Genomic DNA, 21496 nt, shown 5'->3' with positions numbered 1-21496 from the left:
CATTATGCGCGGATGGGTTCCTCTTTTTACGCCGCGCCAGGGAAATTTTTATTACGACGATCAACGGAGTTTTTATGACAATGCGTGACGATGCCGCGCGTGCCTGTACCCATAGAGCAAGTACTGCGCGCGAAAACGCGGCCAGCGTGCTGAGTAATGAATGGGTCAATGATGAGTATAAACATCTGCGCGTGCGTGTCGATGCGCTCGCGGCACAGGTGAAGCCGGGCCAATTCTTCAACCTGCAATGCCCGCAAACGGAACAGGACAAACCGTTTTTCCGCCGCCCGATGAGCACCTGGTTTGCCAATGCAGAGCAGGGCTATGTGGATTTTCTGTATAAAGTGGTCGGTGCCGGCACGCGCGCCTTGTCAACGCTGCGCCCACAGGATGCGGTAAATGTACTCGGGCCGCTGGGCAATGGCTTCACGCTGCAACCGGGCCATCGCCATATTTTGGTCGCTGGACGCGGTGTGGGGTTGGCAACACTGGCTCCGTTGGCTGAGCACGCGGCAGCACATAATGTTAAGGTTACCGCCCTATTGAGTGCGCGCGATCGCGAGCACTTGATGTCACAACAGCGTTTTCTCACCAGCGGTGCCGATGTTATCGAAGTGACCGACAGCGATGGCTCCAGCGCCATGGTACAGGTTGAGCAGCGCATTCGCGCCGTGCACCAGCAGTGCCCGATCGATGCCGTCTATACCTGTGGTTCATCCCGAGTGATTCAACTTTTGCAGCGGCTCTCACAGGAGTTGGGCTTCAGTGGCGAAGCGGCACTGGAGCAGCAGATGGCATGCGGTTTGGGTATGTGCTACTGCTGCGTTCGTCCCATGCGCGATAAAGAGAGTCAGGCGCTCACCGATAAACGCGTCTGCTACGACGGCCCGGTATTTCCGCTGCATGAGGTGGTGTTATGACGGATTTCAGCGTCGATATTAATGGATTGCACCTGGCAAATCCGGTGATGCCCGCTTCAGGCACGTTTGCCGAGGGATTAGCCGACGTAATTGATTTTAATCGCCTTGGTGCGTTCGTTACCAAGACCTTCACGCTTCATCCGCGTAGCGGCAACCCGCTGCCACGTGTCTGTGAGCTAGATTCGGCTATGCTCAACGCCATTGGTATTCCCAGTAAAGGCGTGGAGGATTTTATTGAACATACGCTGCCGTTTTATCGGCGCTATGCGCCACCGCTGATCGCCAGCATCTCTGCACCCACCGCGCAGGAATTTGCCACGCTGGCAGCACGCCTGAGCGAGGTGCCGGGCATTGCCGCGATTGAGGCCAATATCTCCTGCCCCAACATTGAAGAAGACGGCCGCGCTTTCGCCATTGAACCGGTGGCAACCGCGCGTGTTATCAAAGCGTTGCGTCAGGCAACCCCCCTTCCGCTCTGGGCCAAGCTGACGCCGAATACTTCGGATGTCGCCGCGGTGGCACAGGCAGTAGAACATGAAGGGGGGGACGCGGTCGTGGTGGGTAACACGCTGTTGGGCATGAGCATTGATATCCACAGCCGGCGACCTCGGCTGGGCAATATCATGGGCGGGCTGTCAGGCCCGGCCATCAAACCCATCATGCTACGCATGGTCTACCAGTGCCACAAACATATTTCCATTCCTATCATCGGCTGCGGCGGTATTTCCAACGCAGAGGATGCTGTCGCCTACCTGCTGGCAGGCGCAAGCGCCGTTCAGGTCGGCACTGCTACGTTTATCCAACCGCAGACCATGACAACGCTGCTCGATGACCTGCACCACTATTGTCAACAACAGGGTATTCGCCATATCAGCGAACTGACAGGCGCGTTGGATGATGCTCCTCTGCTAGCCAATTCACACTAACGGGATTCGGGTTTGCGCATTCCCACTAACCCCGGCATGGCATCGCGCATTAACGCCAAAAATTTGCGCAGCCGTGCGGGGTAGTAATTGGCATAAGGGTAAAGCAAAAAAACCGGCAGGGGTGAGGCTTGCCACTGCGGTAACACATGGATCAGCCGCCCCGTGCGGATATCATCCTCCACCAGCCAGGCCGAAATAATAACAGCGCCAATGCTGCTCAATGCAGCCTGACGCGCGGCATACAGACTGTCTGACGTGAGCCGAGGAACAATGGGAAAATGCACGTTCTGCCCGGTTTCACTGTGAGATAAGGTCACATCGTAGTGATAAAACTGCCTGATGGCGATCCAGGGCAATGCCGCCAAAGCCTCAATACCTTCCACAGCGTTCTGCGCCTGCGCCAACAGCGTAGGTGAAACCACGATGATACGTGGCACCTCCGCCAAACGCGTGGCGACCGTTGCCGGATCGGTGGCAGGCCCAACGTGTATCGCGCAATCAATGTTGTCAGCGATAAAATCCGGTGATTTATCGTTCAGCATCCACTCCACAGAGAGTTGCCCGTACTGATTAAGAAACTGCGTTAGCGGCGCAATAAGCTGCTCCTGACCAAAGGCATGCGGAGCACGCACCCGAAGAACGCCTGTGGGTTCAGCATCCGCGCCTTTCAAATCATCTTCTAGCGCTTCCCAGGCGGCGATCAGCGATCGGGCGTGTTGGTAACAGCGCTCACCATCATCCGTCAGCTTCATGGCATGGGTGGTTCGCAGCAGCAGTTTGGTATTCAGCAACTGCTCCAACGCTTGCAAACGGCGACTGACTGTCGCCTGAGTCGTTCCCATCTGCTGCGCCGCCGCCGACAAAGAACCACTTTCGATAATGCGCGTCAGCGTCTGCATCAATTCTATACGGTCTATGTTGCTCACTATGCCATCACTCATACGCCATACGTATAACTGTTTTACCACTTATCCGGCTACAACGCGATGCCACATTACTGAACAATACGCCTCAACACGACAGCACAACGGGGAAATTTACATGTCGATCATTTCAAACACCGAGCGCGAAAGCGTCGCACAGCCGACCCTTTCCGGTCTCATGACGCTCATCCTTGCCATTGGCGCAGGGTTCAGCGTGGCATCAATCTACTATGTTCAACCGATTCTGCCGCAGATAGGCCATGACTTACAGCTGTCACTTGACGGCATGGGGCTGGTGCCCACGTTAACGCAAATTGGCTATGCGCTCGGCATCCTGCTGTTATTACCGCTCGGCGATCGCTACGATCGGCGTAAGATCATCGCCGTTAAAAGCGCCGCATTGACCGCCATGCTCTGGCTGTGCAGCCAGGTGACAGGCTCCACCGCACTGTGGCTGTCCAGCCTGCTGCTCGGGATGGCCGCCACCCTGGCGCAGGATATTGTTCCCGTTGCAGCCATTTTGGCCCCGGCGGGAAAACAGGGAAAAAATGTCGGTACCGTGATGACCGGTTTGTTGATCGGTATACTGTTGTCTCGCACCGTGAGCGGCGTGGTGGGTGAGTACATCGGCTGGCGCGCCATGTACCAGTTAGCCGCTCTCAGTATCGCGATTATCGGTATCGCCCTGTGGCGTATTCTGCCTGCGTTTGCTCAGCACTCAACCTTGAGCTACCCGGGTTTATTGCGCTCAATGCTGCAACTGTGGCGCAGCTATCCGGCACTGCGCCGTGCGGCGCTGGCGCAAGGGTTACTTTCTGTCGGTTTTAGCGCATTCTGGTCGACGCTGGCGGTAATGCTGGAACAGCATTACCAGTTGGGTAGCGCCGTCGCCGGCACCTTCGGTCTGGCGGGTGCAGCCGGAGCACTGGCCGCCCCGCTCTCTGGCAGTCTTTCGGATCGTTTTGGCGCAGCAAAAGTCACTCAGCTCGGCGCAGCGCTCTCGGCCCTCTCTTTTGCTGCCCTGTTTCTGTTGCCCACGTTGCCGCAGCACGGTCAGTTGGCCTTGATTGCGCTTTCCGCCGTCGGTTTTGACCTGGGATTGCAGTCCGCATTGGTTTCACACCAGACGCTGGTTTACAGCTTGAACGCTCAGGCACGTGGCAGACTCAACGCCCTGCTGTTTACCGGCGTATTTATTGGCATGGCATCAGGATCGGCATTGGGTGCCAAAGCGATGTCGATAGCCGGTTGGCCGGGTGTTACCTTGCTTGCCACACTCGCCAGCGTCGCGTGCCTAATTGTCAGACTGCGCTCAGAAAAAAATCCCGCTTAACGCCCCTTCGGGCGGCAAACCGTGCCGCCCATTATTAAAAAACAACCGTTAAGATTCGCTTTTTAATAACACAGCTACACTTAGTGTATTCGCTTCCTGTATTTTCCCGTGCCACCCATAAATACCGTCAGCATCACGCTGCATTCCAGACCGGCAGGGAGATTTTTTTTCAGGATTAATACTGACATGGGTAAGTAAGGCGTACCTGTCAGCATGGGGGACAAGGGACACCATCACATGAATACACGCGCACAGTCGGCAGAACATCGCTCATCAACCTCTCTGCAAAACCTGATGGCAGGGTTTATCCTGTTTATCATTCTGGCGGTCGTAATGCTTAATGGATGGGTGGTGTTTAATTCCTATCAACGCACCCTTGAGGCCATCGAAAAGCAGGTGGATAACTTATCGCTTTCGCTTTCACGCCATGCAGAAGACACCTTCTTACAAGTTGAGTTGCTGCTCCAGGATCTCAATGAACGCATTGAACAAGATGGGTTTAGCGGGTCGCAACTTCCTCGTCTGCAACAAACGCTGAAAAACCGTAAATCTACCCTGCCGCAGTTGAACGGCATCTTTATCTATGACGCGTCAGGACACTGGCTGGCAAATGCCGCGGATTACACACCTAAAAATGCCAACAACTCAGATCGTGAATATTTCGAATATCATCACAACAATCCAAATAGCGGTTTATATATTGGTAATGTCATACGTAGCCGTACCACGGACGATCTGATTATTCCGGTTTCCATGCGTTTGAATAACCAGGATGGCAGCTTTGCTGGCGTGCTGCTCGCCACCATTTCACTCAATTATTTTAAACTCTATTATGGCTATTATTCGATGGGAGACACTGACGTATTAGCCATCTTACTGTCTGACGGACATATCCTGTATGGTCGCCCTTTTGATGATTCGCAAATTAATCGGGACGTATCAAAAAGCCCGCTGTTTGTGGAGTATTTGAAGTCATCGACCAGCGGCACAGCCACCTTCTATTCCGCCGTTGACCACATTGAGCGCATCTATGGTTATAACCGACTAAAACGCTATCCGATTGTAATTGCCGCGGGTTACAACAAAAACCAGGTGTTTTCCAATTGGAAAGTCGATTCCACCATTTATACCGCTATCGCATTGACCTTACTGCTCATCATGAGCAGCATGGGCGTTATGGTACTTAAGCAGATCAAGATCAACGAAAAAAACCAGACCGATCTGACCAAGGTGCGCGATCAGCTTACCGCCATGAATCATACGCTGGAGACGCTGGCGTTGCTCGATGGTCTCACAGGTCTGGCGAACCGACGACAGTTTGATATTTTCCTGCGTGAAACCATCGCGCAATCCGCCCTTTCCGGCAAGCGGATTGCGCTCATCATGCTCGATGTCGATATGTTCAAGAAATACAACGACCATTATGGTCACGTTGAAGGCGACAAGTGCCTGCAAACCGTGAGCCATGCGTTGAGCAGTATGCCGCGCCGCAAAGAGGATTTAATCGCACGCTATGGTGGTGAAGAGTTTGTCATCATTCTGATGGATGTGACGGAAGAAGGTGCTGTGGCGTTTGCTGAACGGGCGCTGGAAGCCATCAGGCACCAGCGCATCCCCCATGAATTCACTACGCTGGATGAAAAAGTCGTCACCGCCAGCGCTGGCGTTTACCTTTTTGTGGGAACAACACCAACTCAGGCACCGGAGAGCGTGATTATGCGTGCTGATAAAGCGTTGTATCAGGCAAAGAACAACGGCAGAAATCGCGTTGAAATTGCGACAGAATAAGCCGACAGCAGTCAGATGCGGACGAATTTATATTGATACAGTGCCTGACAGCGCGCGTCGCTTCTGACAAAATAGCGCCATCCCCCGTAGTTTTATTTGATGGATTTCCACAGAGATGGCAGCAAAGATTATTGATGGTAAAACGATTGCGCAGCAAGTGAAGGATGAAGTTTGCGCGCGCGTCAAGCAGCGTCTGGTCGAGGGCAAGCGTGCGCCAGGGCTGGCTGTTGTGTTAGTCGGCGATAATCCCGCCTCACAAATTTACGTCGCGAGTAAGCGTAAAGTGTGTGACGAAGTGGGCTTTGTCTCCCGCTCTTATGACTTACCTTCCAGCACTACGGAAGCCGCGCTGCTGGCGTTGATCGACGAACTGAATGCCGACAACAGCATTGACGGTATTTTGGTTCAGTTGCCACTACCTGAAGGCATTAATAACACCAAAGTCATTGAGCGCATTGCACCCGATAAAGACGTGGACGGCTTCCACCCTTACAATGTCGGTCGCCTGTGCCAGCGTGACCCGCTGCTGCGTGCCTGTACGCCGCGTGGCATCATCACGCTGCTGGAACGCTACAATGTAGACATGTTCGGCTTGAACGCCGTGGTGGTGGGTGCTTCCAATATTGTTGGCCGCCCAATGAGTCTGGAACTGCTGCTGGCAGGGTGTACCACTACGGTGACCCACCGTTTTACCAAAAACCTGCGTCAACACGTTGAGCAAGCCGACTTGCTGATTGTTGCGGTTGGCAAACCGGGTTTTATTCCCGGCGAGTGGATTAAACCGGGTGCCATCGTTGTCGATGTCGGCATCAACCGACTGGACAGCGGCAAAGTGGTAGGCGACGTGGAATTCTCCGTCGCACAGGAACGCGCGTCGCTGATAACGCCGGTACCCGGCGGTGTTGGCCCTATGACCGTTGCCACCCTGATTCAAAACACGCTACAAGCCTGCGAAGAGTACCACGACGGCAACGCGTAACGGCACGGATTACGGTTAACGCATAAACATCACGTTAACATCGCGCGCTCAGGCGCGCCTTTTTCTTTCTTACAGCAGGATGTTATGGAAACTTTTCATCTCGATAAACACCCGCACGTTGAACTGTGCGATCTACTTAAACTGCTTGGCTGGAGCGAGAGCGGCGCTGCCGCCAAAGCCGCTATCGCTGACGGTGGCGTCAGTGTTGACGGTCAGGTAGAAACGCGTAAGCGCTGCAAAATCATTGCCGGTCAACGGGTCAACTTTGCCGGGCAATCGGTAAATGTCGTGCCCTAAACGACAGCCCGTCGTCTGACCCAATAGAAATCGCCCGCGAAGGTTTACCGTCGCGGGCGATTTTTAACACGATACCACTAACAGTAACGTTATTTACGATGCCATGTTATTTGCGGCGCCATATAGTACCCTGCGGGCCGTCTTCTAACACAATCCCCATTTCTGTCAGGCGCGCACGCGCTACATCAGCCAGCGCCCAGTCTTTGGCCTGGCGCGCGTCATTACGCTGCTGAATCAGGGCTTCAATCTCTTGCACTTCATCACCATCTGCTTGAGAACCGCTTTGCAGGAAGATTTCCGGGTCTTGTTCCAACAGCCCAAGAATTCCCGCCAAACGGCGCAACGCGGCGGCCAACGCATCCGCTGCCACTGTATCTTCCGCTTTCAGGCGATTCACCTCGCGTGCCATGTCAAACAGCACCGAGTAAGCTTCCGGCGTATTAAAATCATCGTCCATTGCCGTGCGGAAACGCGTTTCAAACGCATCGCCACCTTGTGCCGTCGCCGCCGGATCGGTACCACGCAACGCGGTGTATAAGCGCTCTAAAGCGGCACGCGCCTGTTTCAGATTCTCTTCACTGTAGTTCAACTGGCTACGATAATGACCCGACATAAGGAAGTAACGCACGGTTTCGGCGTCGTAATATTTCAGCACATCACGTACGGTGAAGAAGTTGTTGAGCGATTTAGACATCTTCTCGCGATCGATCATCACCATACCGGAATGCATCCAGTAGTTGACGTAAGGGCCGTCATGGGCGCAGGTCGACTGAGCAATTTCGTTCTCGTGATGCGGGAACATCAGATCGGAACCGCCGCCGTGAATATCAAAATGCTCGCCCAGCTGTTTGCAGTTCATGGCGGAACATTCGATGTGCCAACCGGGACGCCCTTCACCCCACGGGGATGTCCAGTGCGGTTCGCCGGGTTTTGACATTTTCCACAGCACAAAATCCATCGGGTTGCGTTTCACTTCCGCAATCTCAATACGCGCGCCCGCTTTCAACTGTTCCAGATCCTGGCGAGAAAGCACACCGTAACCCGGCGCACTGTCGACAGAAAACATCACATCGCCATTGTCTGCCACATAGGCATGTTTACGCGCAATCAGTTGCGCCACCAGCTCAATAATTTCGGCGATGTGGTGTGTGGCACGCGGTTCCAGATCGGGACGTAAAATGTTCAACGCATCAAAATCAGCGTGCATTTCAGCGATCATGCGCGAGGTCAGCTGTTCGCAGCTTTCTCCATTCTCCGCAGCGCGTTTGATGATTTTGTCGTCGATGTCCGTTACATTGCGCACATAGTTGAGCGAGTAGCCCAAATAGCGCAAATACCTGGCAACCACATCGAAAGCCACAAAAGTACGCCCGTGACCGATATGACACAGGTCATACACGGTAATGCCGCATACATACATGCCCACGTTACCGGCATGAATGGGTTTGAATTCCTCTTTTTGGCGACTCAGCGTATTAAAAATCTTTAACATCAAAACATTCCATGATATTCGCGGGAGAAGTGGAGTATGTGCAGCAAACGCAACAACGCCGTTAAGGCGGGTTCAGTAAGCCCAGCAGCGTATTGAAACCTGAACCTCGCGCTATTGCAAGACTGAGACCGTGTAATAGGAAGATAATTGATAAGGATTAAAAAAACAAAAACCCGGCAAGGGTACGCCGGGTCTCATGTTACTGCTGGCAAACCGAAACGGCGTTAGCGCAAATTCGGATTACTCATCACAGAGTATTTACCACTGCCCAACAGGGCAATAGCCAATGCGGCGAAGAAGAATACCGCCGTTGGTTCAGCGCCCCAGGCACCGGTTTTCGCCAGTGAAACAAAGCCTGCCGGAGCAGCCAGAAGTTGCGCGACCACCATGGTGCCCGCAACCACTAAGGCAGAAGGACGTGTCAGGATGCCGAGAATCAACAAAACAGGGGCAATCACTTCACCCGCAAAGACACCATACGCGATAAACTCCGGCAACCCAGCCCTTGTCAGCATACCCGCGATGGCACCTACTCCATCGACCATTTTGTGCCATCCATGAAAAATCAGCAAAATGCCAAAAGCAAGACGCAGCAGCAGTTTGCCTGCATCGGGTTTATCCAGTACACGATTGATTAAGCCCAGCATGATTCACCTGTTAGTATTGTTAGTAAACTCAGTAATACGAATCATTTAAGACTAATCTGACTCAATAGCAAATCCTACTCCCAAATAAGTAATGTTTGATCTACAACAAGAAAAATTTTATTCAATAAAATAACGCAAATATATGACATATCATCAATTTTATTGACATTGCGTTACTTTTTAACCAAACGGTCCACATCTACCCTGCGAATAGTTCCCTCATCATACTGACTCGCGCAGCCAGTTATGCTATAAGAGCGCCTTGGTTATTCAGCCTTTAAGCAGACGGCACTGCCTGGCAGCTGAAGTCTCATCCTTCTGGTTCTCAGGGTTTACTCACTATGATTACATTACATACAAACTTCGGTGACATCGTCATTAACACGTTTGCAGACAAAGCGCCTGCTACCGTGGAAAACTTCGAAAACTACTGCCGTAACGGCTTTTATGACAACACCATCTTTCACCGTGTGATCAATGGGTTCATGATCCAGGGCGGCGGTTTCGCACCGGGTATGCAGCAAAAAGCCACCGAAGCGCCTATCGCTAATGAAGCCAATAACGGCCTGAAAAACACCCGCGGCACGCTGGCTATGGCACGCACCAACGATCCACACTCTGCTACCGCACAGTTCTTTATTAACCTGGTGGATAACGATTTCCTTAACTTCCGCTCAGAACGTGCCGACGGCTGGGGCTATTGCGTGTTTGCCGAAGTGACCGACGGCATGGATGTGGTTGACAAGATCAAAGACGTTGCCACCGGCCGCAGCGGCATGCATCAAGACGTGCCTAAAGAAGATGTGGTGATTACCCACGTGACCGTTAGCGAGTAATCGCAGCAGCATGGCAACACTGTTTATTGCCGACCTGCATCTGAACGTACATGAACCGGCGATCACCGCCGGTTTTCTGCGTTTTCTGGAGCGTGATGCCCCGCAAGCGGACGCGCTCTACATCCTGGGCGATCTGTTCGATGCCTGGATCGGCGATGACGATCCGCAACCGCTGCATGCCACCGTGGCTAACGCGCTGCGCCAGCTACAACAACGCGGTGTCCCCTGTTACTTCATTCACGGCAACCGTGACTTCCTGCTGGGTAAGCGTTTCGCCGCGCAGGCGGGCATGACGTTGCTCCCCGCCGAACAGGTGGTGGAATGCGATGGACGCCGAATCCTGATCATGCACGGCGATACCCTGTGCATTGACGACGCGGCCTATCAGAAATATCGCCGCCGGGTACACAATCCCCTCATCCAGTGGCTATTTTTGCGTTTACCCTTGCGCGTGCGTCTCAGGGTGGCAGCAAAAATGCGTGCGGCAAGTCGGCAGGCAAACCAGCATAAGTCGCAGCAGATCATGGATGTCAATCAGCAAGCGGTACAGGCGTGTTTACAGACGTATGGCGTTAACACCCTGATTCATGGGCATACGCATCGGCCTGCGATACACACCGTCATCACCCAAAACGGCGAAGCGCAACGGGCAGTACTGGGTGCCTGGCATGAGCAAGGATGGATGATAAAAGTCACAGCGAGTGATACCGCATTGATTTCATTTCCCTTCTAATTTCCTCCACTTTTCCACGCCTTTTATCGCAAAGCTGTGATGCCGTTAACGGCAATAATACTGTGATTGGCCCCCACGCAACCGTTTTCCTTCCCGAACGCTCATGGTATGATCTGCGCCCTCCAGCCAGAGCGTCATCCGTTTTCTGGCCGACGCAGCCATGCGTCTCAATACGTCATATCACAGGAGCACTACAGGCATGTCATCCAACGCTGCCCCGGCAAAAATTGCCATCGTCATGGGTTCAAAGAGTGACTGGGCTACGATGCAGTTTGCTGCGGAAATTCTCACCACACTCGCTATTCCCTTTCACACTGAAGTCGTTTCAGCGCACCGCACGCCGGACAAGCTGTTTAGCTTTGCAGAGCAAGCCGCACAAAACGGGTTTGATGTGATCATTGCGGGCGCAGGCGGAGCAGCGCACTTGCCCGGTATGCTGGCAGCGAAAACGCTGGTGCCAGTGCTGGGCGTGCCGGTTCAGAGTGCAGCATTAAGCGGCGTTGATAGCCTGTACTCCATTGTGCAAATGCCGCGTGGTATCCCGGTGGGTACGCTGGCTATCGGTAAAGCAGGGGCCGCCAACGCAGCCCTGCTCGCCGCACAGATTCTGGCCCTGCACGATGGTGAGCTGGCCGTTCGCCTTGCCACCTGGCGTCAACAGCAAACCGATGAGGTGCTGGCGCATCCCGATCCGCGGGAGGAAGCATGAAACCCGTTTGCGTATTAGGAAACGGCCAGTTGGGTCGTATGTTACGTCAGGCCGGTGAACCCTTGGGGATTGCCGTCTATCCGGTGGGGTTGGATGCCGAACCGGAATCCGTGCCGTTTCATCACGCGGTCATCACCGCTGAGATTGAACGTTGGCCGGAAACCGCCTTGACGCGCGAATTGGCAGAGCACGCGGCCTTTGTTAACCGCGACATTTTTCCGCGTCTGGCCGATCGCCTGACACAGAAACAGTTGCTGGATGCGTTGCAGTTGCCTACTGCCCCCTGGCAGTTGCTGGCTTCGGCGCAAGAGTGGCCTGACGTCTTCAATCGACTGGGTGAGTTGGCCATCGTCAAACGCCGCGTGGGCGGCTATGATGGCCGTGGTCAGTGGCGTTTACGCCCTGACACTGCCGCGACCCTGCCGCCAGAGTGCTACGGCGAATGCATCGTAGAACAGGGCATTGCCTTTTCTGGCGAAGTATCGATGGTCGGTGCGCGTGGCGCGGATGGACACTGCGTGTTTTATCCGCTGACGCACAATCTGCATGAAGAGGGCATTCTGCGCGCCAGCGTTGCGTTGCCGCAGCCGGATGCGCACATGCAGCAACAGGCAGAAACCATGCTCGCGGCCATCATGAATGCGCTCGGTTACGTCGGCGTGATGGCGATGGAGTGCTTTATCGTGGGCGATCGTTTACTGATCAACGAATTGGCCCCCCGCGTGCACAACAGCGGCCACTGGACACAAAATGGCGCATCCATCAGCCAGTTTGAACTGCACCTGCGCGCCATCCTGGATCTGCCATTGCCGAAACCGGTGATTGATGCCCCTGCCGTCATGATCAATCTGATCGGCACTGATGTTAATCACGCCTGGTTGGCTCTGCCGCTGGTTCATCTGCACTGGTATGACAAAGAAGTACGACCCGGGCGTAAAGTCGGCCACTTAAACCTGACGCACAGCGATCGCTCTCAGCTACAACACACGTTACAGTCACTCGTTCCCCTGTTACCTGAAGCCTATCATTCCGGCTTACAGTGGGCACAAGCAACGCTTTAATCGCCGTGCACTTCCCACCACGTCGCCTGACAGGTGGGAAGTACTTTCTCGCACGTTATCGTCTGTTTTGTAGGCAAACCGTAAACACTCACTATTTACAGGGTCTTATTTTGGCGTGACATATGGATTATTAGGTCTATTATTAATCGCAGGTAAATTAACGTTATTTATTAGCAACCGTGTTATTGGTTATTATTTGGTATAAAAATTAAGTTAAAGTATCAAACAAGAGACCTTATAAATAAATAACGTAAAGTATCATCATTGATATTTTATTTATGGTCGAATTTTGATAAAATTAAAACACATCAATTCATTTCTGTGATCATCTCAATATTATTCGCTGACCGCCTCAATATAGAATGCCGCCACAATCAGTATTGACTCTCAAACATGCGATTGCGTTATAAAAGCGCGTCGATGCTTATTATTTACACAACGTTGGTGCTATTACCAATATTGACACGATTTGCAAACTGTGTTCACCAAGGAGAACCAATTATGAGCACAATCCAAGAAAGCAGTGCGATCGTCGCACCCGCTTCTGGTTGGCGTAAAAGCGACACTGTCTGGATGCTCGGGCTTTACGGGACGGCCATTGGCGCGGGTGTGCTGTTCCTGCCGATCAATGCCGGTATTGGTGGATTAATTCCATTGATAATTATGGCAATTATTGCTTTCCCAATGACATATTACTCACACCGCGCACTGTGTCGATTTGTTTTATCCGGTAAAAAAGGTGGTGAGGATATTACTGAAGTAGTCGAAGAACATTTCGGTGTCGGTGCTGGGAAATTAATCACACTGCTCTACTTTTTTGCTATTTACCCTATTTTGTTGGTTTATAGCGTAGCGATAACCAATACGGTAGATAGCTTTATCACGCACCAACTTCATTTACCATCACCGCCGCGCGCCGTGTTGTCTTTGGTATTAATTCTGGGCCTGATGTTTATCGTTCGCTTTGGCGAAGCCATGATTGTAAAAGCCATGAGCATTCTGGTTTATCCTTTTGTCATGGTCTTGATGCTGCTGGCATTTTATTTAGTTCCTCATTGGAATTTAGCGATTTTTGATAATATGTCTTTCACCAGCAGCGCAACGGGCAATGGGCTATTATCCACCCTGTGGTTGGCGATCCCGGTAATGGTGTTCTCCTTTAACCATTCACCCATTATCTCCTCTTTTGCCGTTGCCAAGCGTAAAGAGTATGGCGACGATGCCGAGCCCAAATGCTCCCGCATCCTTTCCTACAGCCATATCATGATGGTGCTGACCGTGATGTTCTTTGTGTTCAGTTGCGTGCTGAGCCTGTCCCCAACGGAACTGATGGAAGCCAAAACGCAAAACATTTCCATTTTGTCTTATCTGGCAAACCACTTTAATAACCCGGTTATGGCCTATCTGGCACCGGTTATTGCCACCATCGCTATCTCCAAATCGTTCCTCGGCCACTATTTGGGTGCAGGCGAAGGTTTTAACGGCATGATAACCAAATCGCTGCGCAGCCGCGGTAAAACCATCAGTCACGCCAAGCTGAACCGCATCACGGCGCTGTTTATGCTGGTGACCACCTGGATTGTCGCCACGCTCAACCCCAGCATTCTGGGTATGATTGAAACCATGGGTGGCCCGGTTATCGCCTGCCTGCTGTTCCTGATGCCGATGTACGCCATTCAGAAAGTCCCGGCAATGAAGCAATACAGCGGACAAGTAAGCAACGTGTTCGTTACCGTGATGGGCCTGATCGCCATCACCGCCATCGTCTATAGCCTGCGTTAATCCATACTGAAGCGGCACCAGGCCGCTTCCCTGTTCCCCCTCATGACTGTCAGGAGACGGTTGGCATAGATTGCCAGCTGCCTCTTGGCACACCTGATGACGGAATCTGCTGGCAGCGCCTTGGCGTTGTCAGCCTCTTGTTAGAGGAAATCGCCATGGTCAGCGTATTCGAAATTTTCAAAATTGGTATTGGGCCGTCGAGTTCGCACACCGTCGGGCCGATGAAAGCAGGTAAAATGTTTACCGATGAGTTGGTCAGCCAGTCGCTTATTACCTCTGTTACCGATATCGTGGTGGACGTGTACGGTTCGCTTTCCCTGACCGGTAAAGGGCACCATACGGATATCGCCATCATTATGGGGCTGGCCGGAAATCTGCCGGACAGCGTGGACATCGACGGTATTCCGGCGTTTATTCAACGGGTAAAAGAGACCCAGCGCCTGCCTCTGCTGGGAGGCGACTATGAGGTGAACTTTCCGCTGGAAACCGCGCTGCGTTTTCAGGCGGAAAACCTGCCGTTGCACGAAAACGGCATGACGATTCGTGCCTACCAGCAGCAAACCTTGCTACACAGCAAAACCTATTACTCTATTGGCGGCGGTTTTGTTGTCGATCAGGAACATTTCGGCAAGACGCTGACAACGGAGGAGAGCGCGCCCTACCCGTTCTACTCCGCGCAAAAACTGCTGCAACACTGCCACGATCACTGCCTGTCCCTGTCGGCGATTGTAATGAAGAATGAGATTGCCCTGCACGGACGCGAGGCTATCGAGCACTATTTTGCCGAGGTGTGGCAAACCATGCAAAACGCCATCCATCGCGGCATGAACACCGAAGGTATTCTGCCCGGCCCGCTGCGCGTTCCGCGCCGCGCCTCGGCGTTGCACCGTTTGCTGTTTATCAACGATCGCTTCTCTAAAGATCCAATGGATGCCATGGACTGGGTGAATATGTTTGCCATGGCGGTCTCGGAAGAGAACGCCGCCGGTGGACGCGTGGTAACGGCGCCGACCAACGGCGCGTGCGGCATCATTCCCGCCGTGCTGGCTTACTACAATCAGTTTGTCCAACCGGTGACGCAGGAATCCTATCTGCGCTATTTTCTGGCGGCGGGTGCCATTGGCGTACTGTATAAGATGAACGCTTCCATCTCTGGGGCGGAAGTCGGCTGTCAAGGCGAAGTGGGGGTTGCCTGTTCCATGGCGGCAGCCGGGTTGGCGGAACTGCTGGGGGCTAACCCGGAGCAGGTGTGCATTGCGGCTGAAATCGGCATGGAACACAATCTGGGATTAACCTGCGATCCGGTGGCCGGTCAGGTACAGGTGCCCTGTATCGAGCGCAATGCCATCGCCTCAGTTAAGGCCATCAATGCAGCACGCATGGCGATGCGCCGCACCAGCGAACCGCGCGTCTCGCTGGATAAGGTCATCGAAACCATGTACGAAACCGGAAAAGACATGAACGCCAAATACCGCGAAACCTCTCGCGGCGGGCTGGCAATCAAAGTGGTGCTGTGCGAATAGTGCGGGATCTTCTCAGCGTCCTCGACTCACACACTCGCATCGTCTTCGTTTCACACACTCACGTCATCCTCGGCGAAAGCCGGGGATCTCTGGCAGAAGGAACGCGTTTAGCCTGTAGGAGATTCCCGCCTGCGCGGGAATGACGGGGAGATGTGAAAGAGCCCGAATGGATGCCAGAGCGACAGGCGGCCACCTCAGGACTTTTTCTCATTCTCTGGGCGCGACCAGATAATGTTGTTCTCTGCCGCCGAGATGTACCAATCCACCGTGCTGTTCGCAACCGGCTTCACCGCAGCGGGTGCGCTGTGGGTTTGCGGCGGGAATGCCGTGGCCTTCTTGCGAATGCGCATCGGCGTGCGCTGTTTTTCTCCGCTGATTTGCGCATGGAAAGCGGTGACATCCGCGTCAAACAACACGCCTTCTAGCTGATGCAGACGGTTCAAACCGCGCAGAATGCACAACAGGCTGCTCAGGGTTATCGATTCCCCCAGCTCCGCGCGTTTGATGGTGGCAATGCCTAACCCAGCGCGTTCGGCCAAATCAACCTGCGACAGACGCTGCTGAATGCGTGCTTCTTTGATTCTCCGGCACAGTTCAACAACAATGTCGCCTTCACTCATACTGCTGAATTTCATGTTACGGCTTTACCTGCGCCCGATTAAATTCCGCACATTTTATCATCACTTTTTCATATGGCACGGAGAATCGTACAAAAGACAGGTTTTTTTACGATTTTTTCTGCTGGCCCCTTAACCAAAGCGCCCGGTAATGTAATCTTCCGTTTTGCGCTGAACGGGAGAGGTAAACAGCGTATCGGTGAGATCGTATTCAATCAGTTTGCCCTGATGAATAAAGGCAGTGTAATCCGATACCCGCGCCGCTTGCTGCATGTTGTGTGTCACCAACACCAGCGTGAAGCGCTGTTTTAATGCCCCCATCAGCTCTTCAATCACCAGCGTAGAGATAGGATCGAGCGCGGATGTCGGTTCATCGAGCAGTAACACTTCGGGTTCAATCGCAATGGCTCGGGCAATCACCAGGCGCTGCTGCTGACCGCTGGAGAGCGTCAAGGCATTATCGCCCAGTCGGTCTTTCACTTCATGCCACAGCGCCGCTGCGCGCAGCGCATTTTCCACGGTTTCATCCAGTAAACGCCGATCGCGGATACCTTGCAGGCGCAAGCCATACGCCACGTTGTCATAGATGGATTTGGGAAACGGATTGGGGCGCTGAAATACCATACCTACCCGCCGCCGCAGCGCCGAAACATCCCACTGGGCATCCCTGACGGAAACGCCGCGCAGCCGAATATCACCATCAATACGGCAATTTTCCACCAGATCGTTCATGCGATTAAAGCAGCGCAGCAGCGTCGATTTACCGCAACCAGACGGGCCAATCAGCGCGGTCACCTGATGCTGCGGAATGCGCAACGAGATATCGTTCAGCGCCAGTTTTTCGCCGTAATAGAGGCTGAGATGATCCACCTCCAGCGCCGTCTGCTCATCGGTCAATTGGCTGATATCCAGCGGCGGTGATGCATGCAGGGGATTGGTTACTCGCATAGCCTTTTCCTAATGAAATATTGCTTCAAGACGAGAAACCCCGTCACAGCGTCAACGCGCGGTATTTTTCGCGCAACACGTGGCGCAGGCCCATGGCCGCCACGTTCAACCCGACCACAATCACGACCAGCAACAGCGCTGTGAGGTACACCAGCGGGCGGGCCGCTTCCACATCCGCACTTTGGAACGCCAAATCGTAAATCTGAAAGCCAAGATGCATGAATTTCCGTTCCAGATGCAGATAGGGGAAAATATCATCCACCGGTAGCACCGGCACAGACTTCACTACGCCCACCAGCATCAACGGCGCGGTTTCACCGGCAGCCCGAGCCACCGCAAGGATCAGGCCGGTCAGCATGGCAGGAACGGCCATCGGCAACACCACGTGCCACAAGGTTTCCGCCCGCGTCGCCCCCAGCGCTAATGAGCCGTGGCGCAGCGACATGGGGATACGCGCCAGCCCTTCTTCCGTCGCCACGATCACCACAGGCAGGGTCAGCAGCGCCAACGTCAGCGATGCCCACAGCAGCCCCGGAGTACCAAACGTCGGATTGGGCAACGCATCGGCATAAAACAGCTTATCCAACGTACCGCCCATCAGGTAGACAAAAAAGCCTAACCCAAACACGCCATACACAATCGAAGGCACCCCCGCCAGGTTGGCAACGGCGATACGCACCCAGCGTGTGAAATGATTTTTCCCGGCATACTCATTAAGATAGATCGCGGCGATCACCCCTAACGGCATCACAACAATCGACATCAGGATAACCATCAGCACGGTGCCAAAAATGGCCGGGAACAGATGGCCGCTGGCATTGTCCGGCGCATCGTGGGTGAGCAGGTATGCCATTTCATGCCCCCAGTGCCGCATTTTATCCCACCGGCTCATGCTATTGGGAAACCAGGCGCCTTCTATTTCCTTAAGCGGAATGCGATACAGCGTGCCTTCGGCGTCGCGCAACAAAACCTGATTACGATCGATCTCCTGATTGAGCGTCACCAGTTGCCCGGAAAGCGTATCAAACCGCCTCTGCAACTCACCGTGTTCAGCCTGAAGGCGCGCCAGCGTTTGGGTATCAAGCACCTCGGTGCGCTGTTTTTGTTTCTCCTCCAACCTCAGCGCTTCAACCCGTTGGTTGATTTTACGCATGTCGACCAACCGGATGCGTTGCGTTTTGTTCACAAATCCCTGCATCAGTTGGATACGGCGCTGCAAGGTCGCGGGCAGATCTTCTGCCAGCAACGGTTGACCATCTTCCAGCATCCCCGCCAGAAAACCATAGGCAACGCCGTTGTGCGCGCGCTTAAGCACAATCACATCGGCGGGCAGCGATCGCGTGGCGATCGCTGAAGAAAGCAGCGTCTGGAAACTTTGCCCGTAGCGCTCACGCATTCCGACCTTAACCAGATAGCGTACCGCCGCTTCATCATCAGCGGAGGAAGGCGCGCTCAACGTTTGGCGGGCATACAGTTCGCCCAACAGCGCGCGCGGCGTTCCCGCCACCTGCTCGGTTAGCGTGAACTGCCACACCGGTTGCGGCCACAGATAGCGCCCCCCTTGCCAGGCCAACATCACCACCACGGCCAGCATCGCCAACAGGCTAACGCCAATGGCCGCACCGGTTAACCATACCCAAGGCGTGCCGCTGCGAAACCATTTGCGTGTCTGCCCTTCGGGGACGGTCGATTGAGACGTCATGCGTGATCCCCCTCATCCCGGTAACGTCGGCGCAATCGCTGACGCAGGGTTTCGGCCAACGTATTGACCACAAAGGTAAAGATAAACAACACAAGTGCCGTGAGGAACAGCACACGATAGTGCCCGCTGCCCATCACAGCCTCCGGCATTTCGATAGCGATATTGGCCGCCAGTGAGCGCAACCCTTGCAGCAGCCCCGCATCGACAATGGGCGTATTGCCCGTTGCCATCAACACAATCATGGTTTCGCCAACGGCGCGGCCAAAACTCAGCATCAATGCGGCAAAAATACCGGCACTGGCAGACGGCAACACCACGTGCCACAAGGTTTGCCATGGCGTTGCCCCCAGCGCCAAAGAGCCTTGACTCAGTCGCGTGGGTACATTGAACAAGGCATCTTCCGCCAAGGAGAAAATTAGCGGGATCAGCGCAAAACCCAGCGCAATCCCGGCCACCAGCGCATTGCGCTGCACGAAATTGCCGTCCATCCACTGGTACAGCGGCTGTCCGAACAGACTCACTTCCAGTGCTGGGGCAAACCCGCAAACCCCAAGCACGATCAGCAATAGCACCGGCATCAACAGCAGCACCTCACGTCCCTGCATCCAGCGGGCAACGCGCGGCCAGCGCGCCGTCAACGCGCCGACGCCCAGAACGCCCAGGGTACAGAACAGCGGCAACGCCAGAATAGCGGAAAGGTAGGTTTCAACGTGCGGCGCGAGCCAGAGTGCGGCAATCAACCCCACCACCACAGTCGGGAGCGCGCCCATGACCTCGAGGGTTGGTTTCACCCAGCGGCGTAAACCCGGCGTCATAAAACACGCAGTATACACTGCTGCAGCCAGCGCCAGCGGCGTGGCAAAAAACATGGCGTACAGCGCCGCCTTCAGCGAACCGGCCAAGAGCGGTACCAGACTGAACTTGGCCTGATAGCTGTCGTCCGCCGCCGTTGACTGCCAGATAAAGTCGGGTTGAGGGTAGTTCTCATACCAGATGCGCTGCCACAACCCGCGCCAGCCGATATCGGGGTAAGGATTATCGACGCGATAGGCATACCATTGCGTTGATGTCTCAAGCAATAGCGCTTTGCCGTGCGCCGAAAACGCCATGCGTTGTGCCTGCGCGGCAACCTGCTGCGTTAACACGGCAGCAGACTGTTTGCTGGCAAACAGCGAAAGCTCACCCTGCGGCGTCAGGGTGGCAAATACCCGGCGCGAGGCTTCCGGCATCAGTTGCATACCTTGCGTTTCGCGCTGCGGGAAATCTCGAATCTCCGTCAGGCGCAGGCCATCCGCGCCAGGCACATCAAACCACTGAAATATTTTGCCACCCTCGCTATACACCAGCAGCGAATAACCGCCGGACAGCAGCGCCAACCGCCACGGCCCGTCAGTGGGCAACGTTGCCGTACCAGAAAGCGTCAGCGTCTCACCACTGACGCGCCACGAGGTCAGCTGGTTGCCGCTTAAGCTGTAGATAACATCGCCACGGGGCGTCAGCACCAGGGCGTCAACCGGCGTGTCGCCGAGTGCCACACTGGCGATACGTTGCACACCCTCAGCGGAAATGCGCCCCATGGACAAACGGTTGTCCTGCGTCACCCAAACGGCGACCGCATCCACCAGCGTGGCGGCAGCGTTATCGGCCATCGCCGGTGTGGTTTCGCGCAGTGCCAGCGCCAGATGGCGTAGCGGTGTGTCATCCGCCGTCAACGCCAGTGGCATTTTGCCAAACGGGTAACGCCAGGCTGGTTGTGCATTACCGGCAAGCGGAATAAAGGGGGCGACGATCGTAATGTGGCCAGTGGTAGACAGCAGCGCGTAATGCGGCTGCCCCTCACCGAAGGCGACGGCATGCGTAATGGGCGTGACGCTCAGTGCGGTACGTGGCAGAGATTGCCGGCCCGCAAAAGCCATAAACTCGCCAAAGCCCTGCTGATCAATGCGATACCCCAAGGAACCGTCATCGCTGATCCCGACAGCGGCAGATGGCACCGATGCCACGCGCGGCGACGCAGCGTACTGTGTTACCGAGGGGGAAACAAACAGCGGTGCAACCACGTACAGCAGATAGAAAAAAATCAGCACCAGCGCCATCATCACCAGCAGGCCACTGCCTACCACGATGTGCTGCGTTACGCGATCCAGACGCCGCCGTCGGGCATCCTGATAGGCAAATCTGCTGTCTGTTTCTGCCATTATCCCTACACCACCCGTCAGGTTCTGTTAGTGAATGGCGAACAAAAAGCCCTGCGTCGCCCATCCCGCACGATGGAGATTG

General features: G+C 54.4%; 19 protein-coding genes. 12 read left to right on the top strand and 7 right to left on the bottom strand.

From position 1 onward, the window contains the following. Nucleotides 1–74: 74 nt before the first annotated feature. Complete coding sequence (locus tag J5224_RS00605; RefSeq protein ID WP_264623502.1) at nt 75–920, top strand: dihydroorotate dehydrogenase electron transfer subunit; 846 nt, start codon at nt 75–77, stop codon at nt 918–920. Beyond that, nucleotides 917–1846 (top strand): dihydroorotate dehydrogenase, encoded by a 930-nt coding sequence (locus tag J5224_RS00600; RefSeq protein WP_264623501.1) that lies wholly within the window; start codon nt 917–919, stop codon nt 1844–1846. The genes J5224_RS00605 and J5224_RS00600 overlap by 4 nt, the downstream gene beginning before the upstream one ends. Here the strand turns inward: J5224_RS00600 and J5224_RS00595 are convergent. After that, nucleotides 1843–2787: a LysR family transcriptional regulator gene (locus tag J5224_RS00595; RefSeq protein ID WP_264623500.1), complete on the bottom strand. Its 945-nt coding sequence runs from the start codon at nt 2785–2787 to the stop codon at nt 1843–1845. The genes J5224_RS00600 and J5224_RS00595 overlap by 4 nt on opposite strands. A gap of 100 nt (nt 2788–2887) precedes the next feature. Between J5224_RS00595 and J5224_RS00590 the strand changes: the two genes are divergently transcribed. The 4 genes from J5224_RS00590 (at nt 2888) to ybcJ (ending at nt 7166) form a co-directional block, all read left to right on the top strand. Next, nucleotides 2888–4102: an MFS transporter gene (locus J5224_RS00590; protein ID WP_413544624.1), complete on the top strand. Its 1215-nt coding sequence runs from the start codon at nt 2888–2890 to the stop codon at nt 4100–4102. Nucleotides 4103–4339: 237 nt separating this feature from the next. Next, nucleotides 4340–5890: a sensor domain-containing diguanylate cyclase gene (locus J5224_RS00585; RefSeq protein ID WP_264623499.1), complete on the top strand. Its 1551-nt coding sequence runs from the start codon at nt 4340–4342 to the stop codon at nt 5888–5890. 115 nt (nt 5891–6005) lie between these two features. After that, nucleotides 6006–6869, top strand: coding sequence for a bifunctional methylenetetrahydrofolate dehydrogenase/methenyltetrahydrofolate cyclohydrolase FolD (gene folD / locus J5224_RS00580; RefSeq protein ID WP_264623498.1), 864 nt, complete (start codon nt 6006–6008; stop codon nt 6867–6869). Between the two features lie 84 nt (nt 6870–6953). Then, nucleotides 6954–7166, top strand: a complete 213-nt coding sequence (gene ybcJ / locus J5224_RS00575) for a ribosome-associated protein YbcJ (protein WP_264623497.1) — start codon at nt 6954–6956, stop codon at nt 7164–7166. 106 nt (nt 7167–7272) lie between these two features. On the opposite strand, the gene cysS is transcribed toward ybcJ, so the two are convergent. Together cysS and J5224_RS00565 are read right to left on the bottom strand one after the other, a co-directional pair. Further along, nucleotides 7273–8658, bottom strand: coding sequence for a cysteine--tRNA ligase (gene cysS, locus J5224_RS00570; RefSeq protein ID WP_264623496.1), 1386 nt, complete (start codon nt 8656–8658; stop codon nt 7273–7275). A gap of 224 nt (nt 8659–8882) precedes the next feature. Further along, nucleotides 8883–9305, bottom strand: coding sequence for a DoxX family protein (locus tag J5224_RS00565; RefSeq protein ID WP_264623495.1), 423 nt, complete (start codon nt 9303–9305; stop codon nt 8883–8885). A gap of 341 nt (nt 9306–9646) precedes the next feature. On the opposite strand from J5224_RS00565, the gene ppiB reads away from it, so the two are divergent. The 6 genes from ppiB (at nt 9647) to J5224_RS00535 (ending at nt 15949) form a co-directional block, all read left to right on the top strand. Next, nucleotides 9647–10141, top strand: a complete 495-nt coding sequence (ppiB, locus tag J5224_RS00560; RefSeq protein WP_264623494.1) for a peptidylprolyl isomerase B — start codon at nt 9647–9649, stop codon at nt 10139–10141. Between the two features lie 10 nt (nt 10142–10151). Next, complete coding sequence (gene lpxH, locus J5224_RS00555; RefSeq protein WP_264623493.1) at nt 10152–10874, top strand: UDP-2,3-diacylglucosamine diphosphatase; 723 nt, start codon at nt 10152–10154, stop codon at nt 10872–10874. 199 nt (nt 10875–11073) lie between these two features. Continuing rightward, nucleotides 11074–11583 carry a 5-(carboxyamino)imidazole ribonucleotide mutase gene (gene purE / locus J5224_RS00550; RefSeq protein ID WP_264623492.1) on the top strand — a complete coding sequence of 170 codons (510 nt, stop codon included), beginning with the start codon at nt 11074–11076 and terminating at the stop codon, nt 11581–11583. Next, nucleotides 11580–12644, top strand: coding sequence for a 5-(carboxyamino)imidazole ribonucleotide synthase (gene purK, locus J5224_RS00545; RefSeq protein ID WP_264623490.1), 1065 nt, complete (start codon nt 11580–11582; stop codon nt 12642–12644). The genes purE and purK overlap by 4 nt, the downstream gene beginning before the upstream one ends. Before the next feature lie 501 nt (nt 12645–13145). After that, nucleotides 13146–14426 (top strand): HAAAP family serine/threonine permease, encoded by a 1281-nt coding sequence (locus tag J5224_RS00540; protein WP_264623489.1) that lies wholly within the window; start codon nt 13146–13148, stop codon nt 14424–14426. Nucleotides 14427–14581: 155 nt separating this feature from the next. Further along, nucleotides 14582–15949, top strand: coding sequence for an L-serine ammonia-lyase (locus J5224_RS00535; protein WP_264623488.1), 1368 nt, complete (start codon nt 14582–14584; stop codon nt 15947–15949). Between the two features lie 194 nt (nt 15950–16143). Here J5224_RS00535 and J5224_RS00530 read toward each other — a convergent pair whose 3' ends face one another. The 4 genes from J5224_RS00530 to J5224_RS00515 form a co-directional block, all read right to left on the bottom strand. Continuing rightward, the gene (locus J5224_RS00530) at nt 16144–16584 is read right to left on the bottom strand and encodes a helix-turn-helix domain-containing protein (RefSeq protein WP_264623487.1); all 441 of its coding nucleotides are present in this window, start codon (nt 16582–16584) and stop codon (nt 16144–16146) included. A gap of 114 nt (nt 16585–16698) precedes the next feature. Next, nucleotides 16699–17514 (bottom strand): phosphate ABC transporter ATP-binding protein PstB, encoded by an 816-nt coding sequence (pstB, locus tag J5224_RS00525; RefSeq protein WP_264623486.1) that lies wholly within the window; start codon nt 17512–17514, stop codon nt 16699–16701. A gap of 43 nt (nt 17515–17557) precedes the next feature. Continuing rightward, nucleotides 17558–19216, bottom strand: coding sequence for a phosphate ABC transporter permease PstA (pstA, locus tag J5224_RS00520; protein ID WP_264623485.1), 1659 nt, complete (start codon nt 19214–19216; stop codon nt 17558–17560). Continuing rightward, complete coding sequence (locus J5224_RS00515) at nt 19213–21414, bottom strand: ABC transporter permease subunit (RefSeq protein ID WP_264623484.1); 2202 nt, start codon at nt 21412–21414, stop codon at nt 19213–19215. Before J5224_RS00515 ends, pstA begins: the two co-directional genes overlap by 4 nt. Nucleotides 21415–21496 lie beyond the last annotated feature (82 nt).

It is taken from the genome of Candidatus Symbiopectobacterium sp. NZEC135 (assembly GCF_025962695.1).
The sequence above is the reverse complement of the archived record's forward strand: the minus strand, read 5'-3'. Positions and strand labels throughout refer to the sequence as shown.

Excerpts from the sequence above, each read along its gene's own strand:
- J5224_RS00605 (WP_264623502.1), top strand. The coding sequence starts at position 75 with ATGACAATGCGTGACGATGCCGCGCGTGCCTGTACCCATAGAGCAAGT.
- J5224_RS00600 (WP_264623501.1), top strand. The coding sequence starts at position 917 with ATGACGGATTTCAGCGTCGATATTAATGGATTGCACCTGGCAAATCCG.
- J5224_RS00595 (WP_264623500.1), bottom strand. The coding sequence starts at position 2,787 with ATGAGTGATGGCATAGTGAGCAACATAGACCGTATAGAATTGATGCAG.
- J5224_RS00590 (WP_413544624.1), top strand. The coding sequence starts at position 2,888 with ATGTCGATCATTTCAAACACCGAGCGCGAAAGCGTCGCACAGCCGACC.
- J5224_RS00585 (WP_264623499.1), top strand. The coding sequence starts at position 4,340 with ATGAATACACGCGCACAGTCGGCAGAACATCGCTCATCAACCTCTCTG.
- folD (WP_264623498.1), top strand. The coding sequence starts at position 6,006 with ATGGCAGCAAAGATTATTGATGGTAAAACGATTGCGCAGCAAGTGAAG.
- ybcJ (WP_264623497.1), top strand. The coding sequence starts at position 6,954 with ATGGAAACTTTTCATCTCGATAAACACCCGCACGTTGAACTGTGCGAT.
- cysS (WP_264623496.1), bottom strand. The coding sequence starts at position 8,658 with ATGTTAAAGATTTTTAATACGCTGAGTCGCCAAAAAGAGGAATTCAAA.
- J5224_RS00565 (WP_264623495.1), bottom strand. The coding sequence starts at position 9,305 with ATGCTGGGCTTAATCAATCGTGTACTGGATAAACCCGATGCAGGCAAA.
- ppiB (WP_264623494.1), top strand. The coding sequence starts at position 9,647 with ATGATTACATTACATACAAACTTCGGTGACATCGTCATTAACACGTTT.
- lpxH (WP_264623493.1), top strand. The coding sequence starts at position 10,152 with ATGGCAACACTGTTTATTGCCGACCTGCATCTGAACGTACATGAACCG.
- purE (WP_264623492.1), top strand. The coding sequence starts at position 11,074 with ATGTCATCCAACGCTGCCCCGGCAAAAATTGCCATCGTCATGGGTTCA.
- purK (WP_264623490.1), top strand. The coding sequence starts at position 11,580 with ATGAAACCCGTTTGCGTATTAGGAAACGGCCAGTTGGGTCGTATGTTA.
- J5224_RS00540 (WP_264623489.1), top strand. The coding sequence starts at position 13,146 with ATGAGCACAATCCAAGAAAGCAGTGCGATCGTCGCACCCGCTTCTGGT.
- J5224_RS00535 (WP_264623488.1), top strand. The coding sequence starts at position 14,582 with ATGGTCAGCGTATTCGAAATTTTCAAAATTGGTATTGGGCCGTCGAGT.
- J5224_RS00530 (WP_264623487.1), bottom strand. The coding sequence starts at position 16,584 with ATGAAATTCAGCAGTATGAGTGAAGGCGACATTGTTGTTGAACTGTGC.
- pstB (WP_264623486.1), bottom strand. The coding sequence starts at position 17,514 with ATGCGAGTAACCAATCCCCTGCATGCATCACCGCCGCTGGATATCAGC.
- pstA (WP_264623485.1), bottom strand. The coding sequence starts at position 19,216 with ATGACGTCTCAATCGACCGTCCCCGAAGGGCAGACACGCAAATGGTTT.
- J5224_RS00515 (WP_264623484.1), bottom strand. The coding sequence starts at position 21,414 with ATGGCAGAAACAGACAGCAGATTTGCCTATCAGGATGCCCGACGGCGG.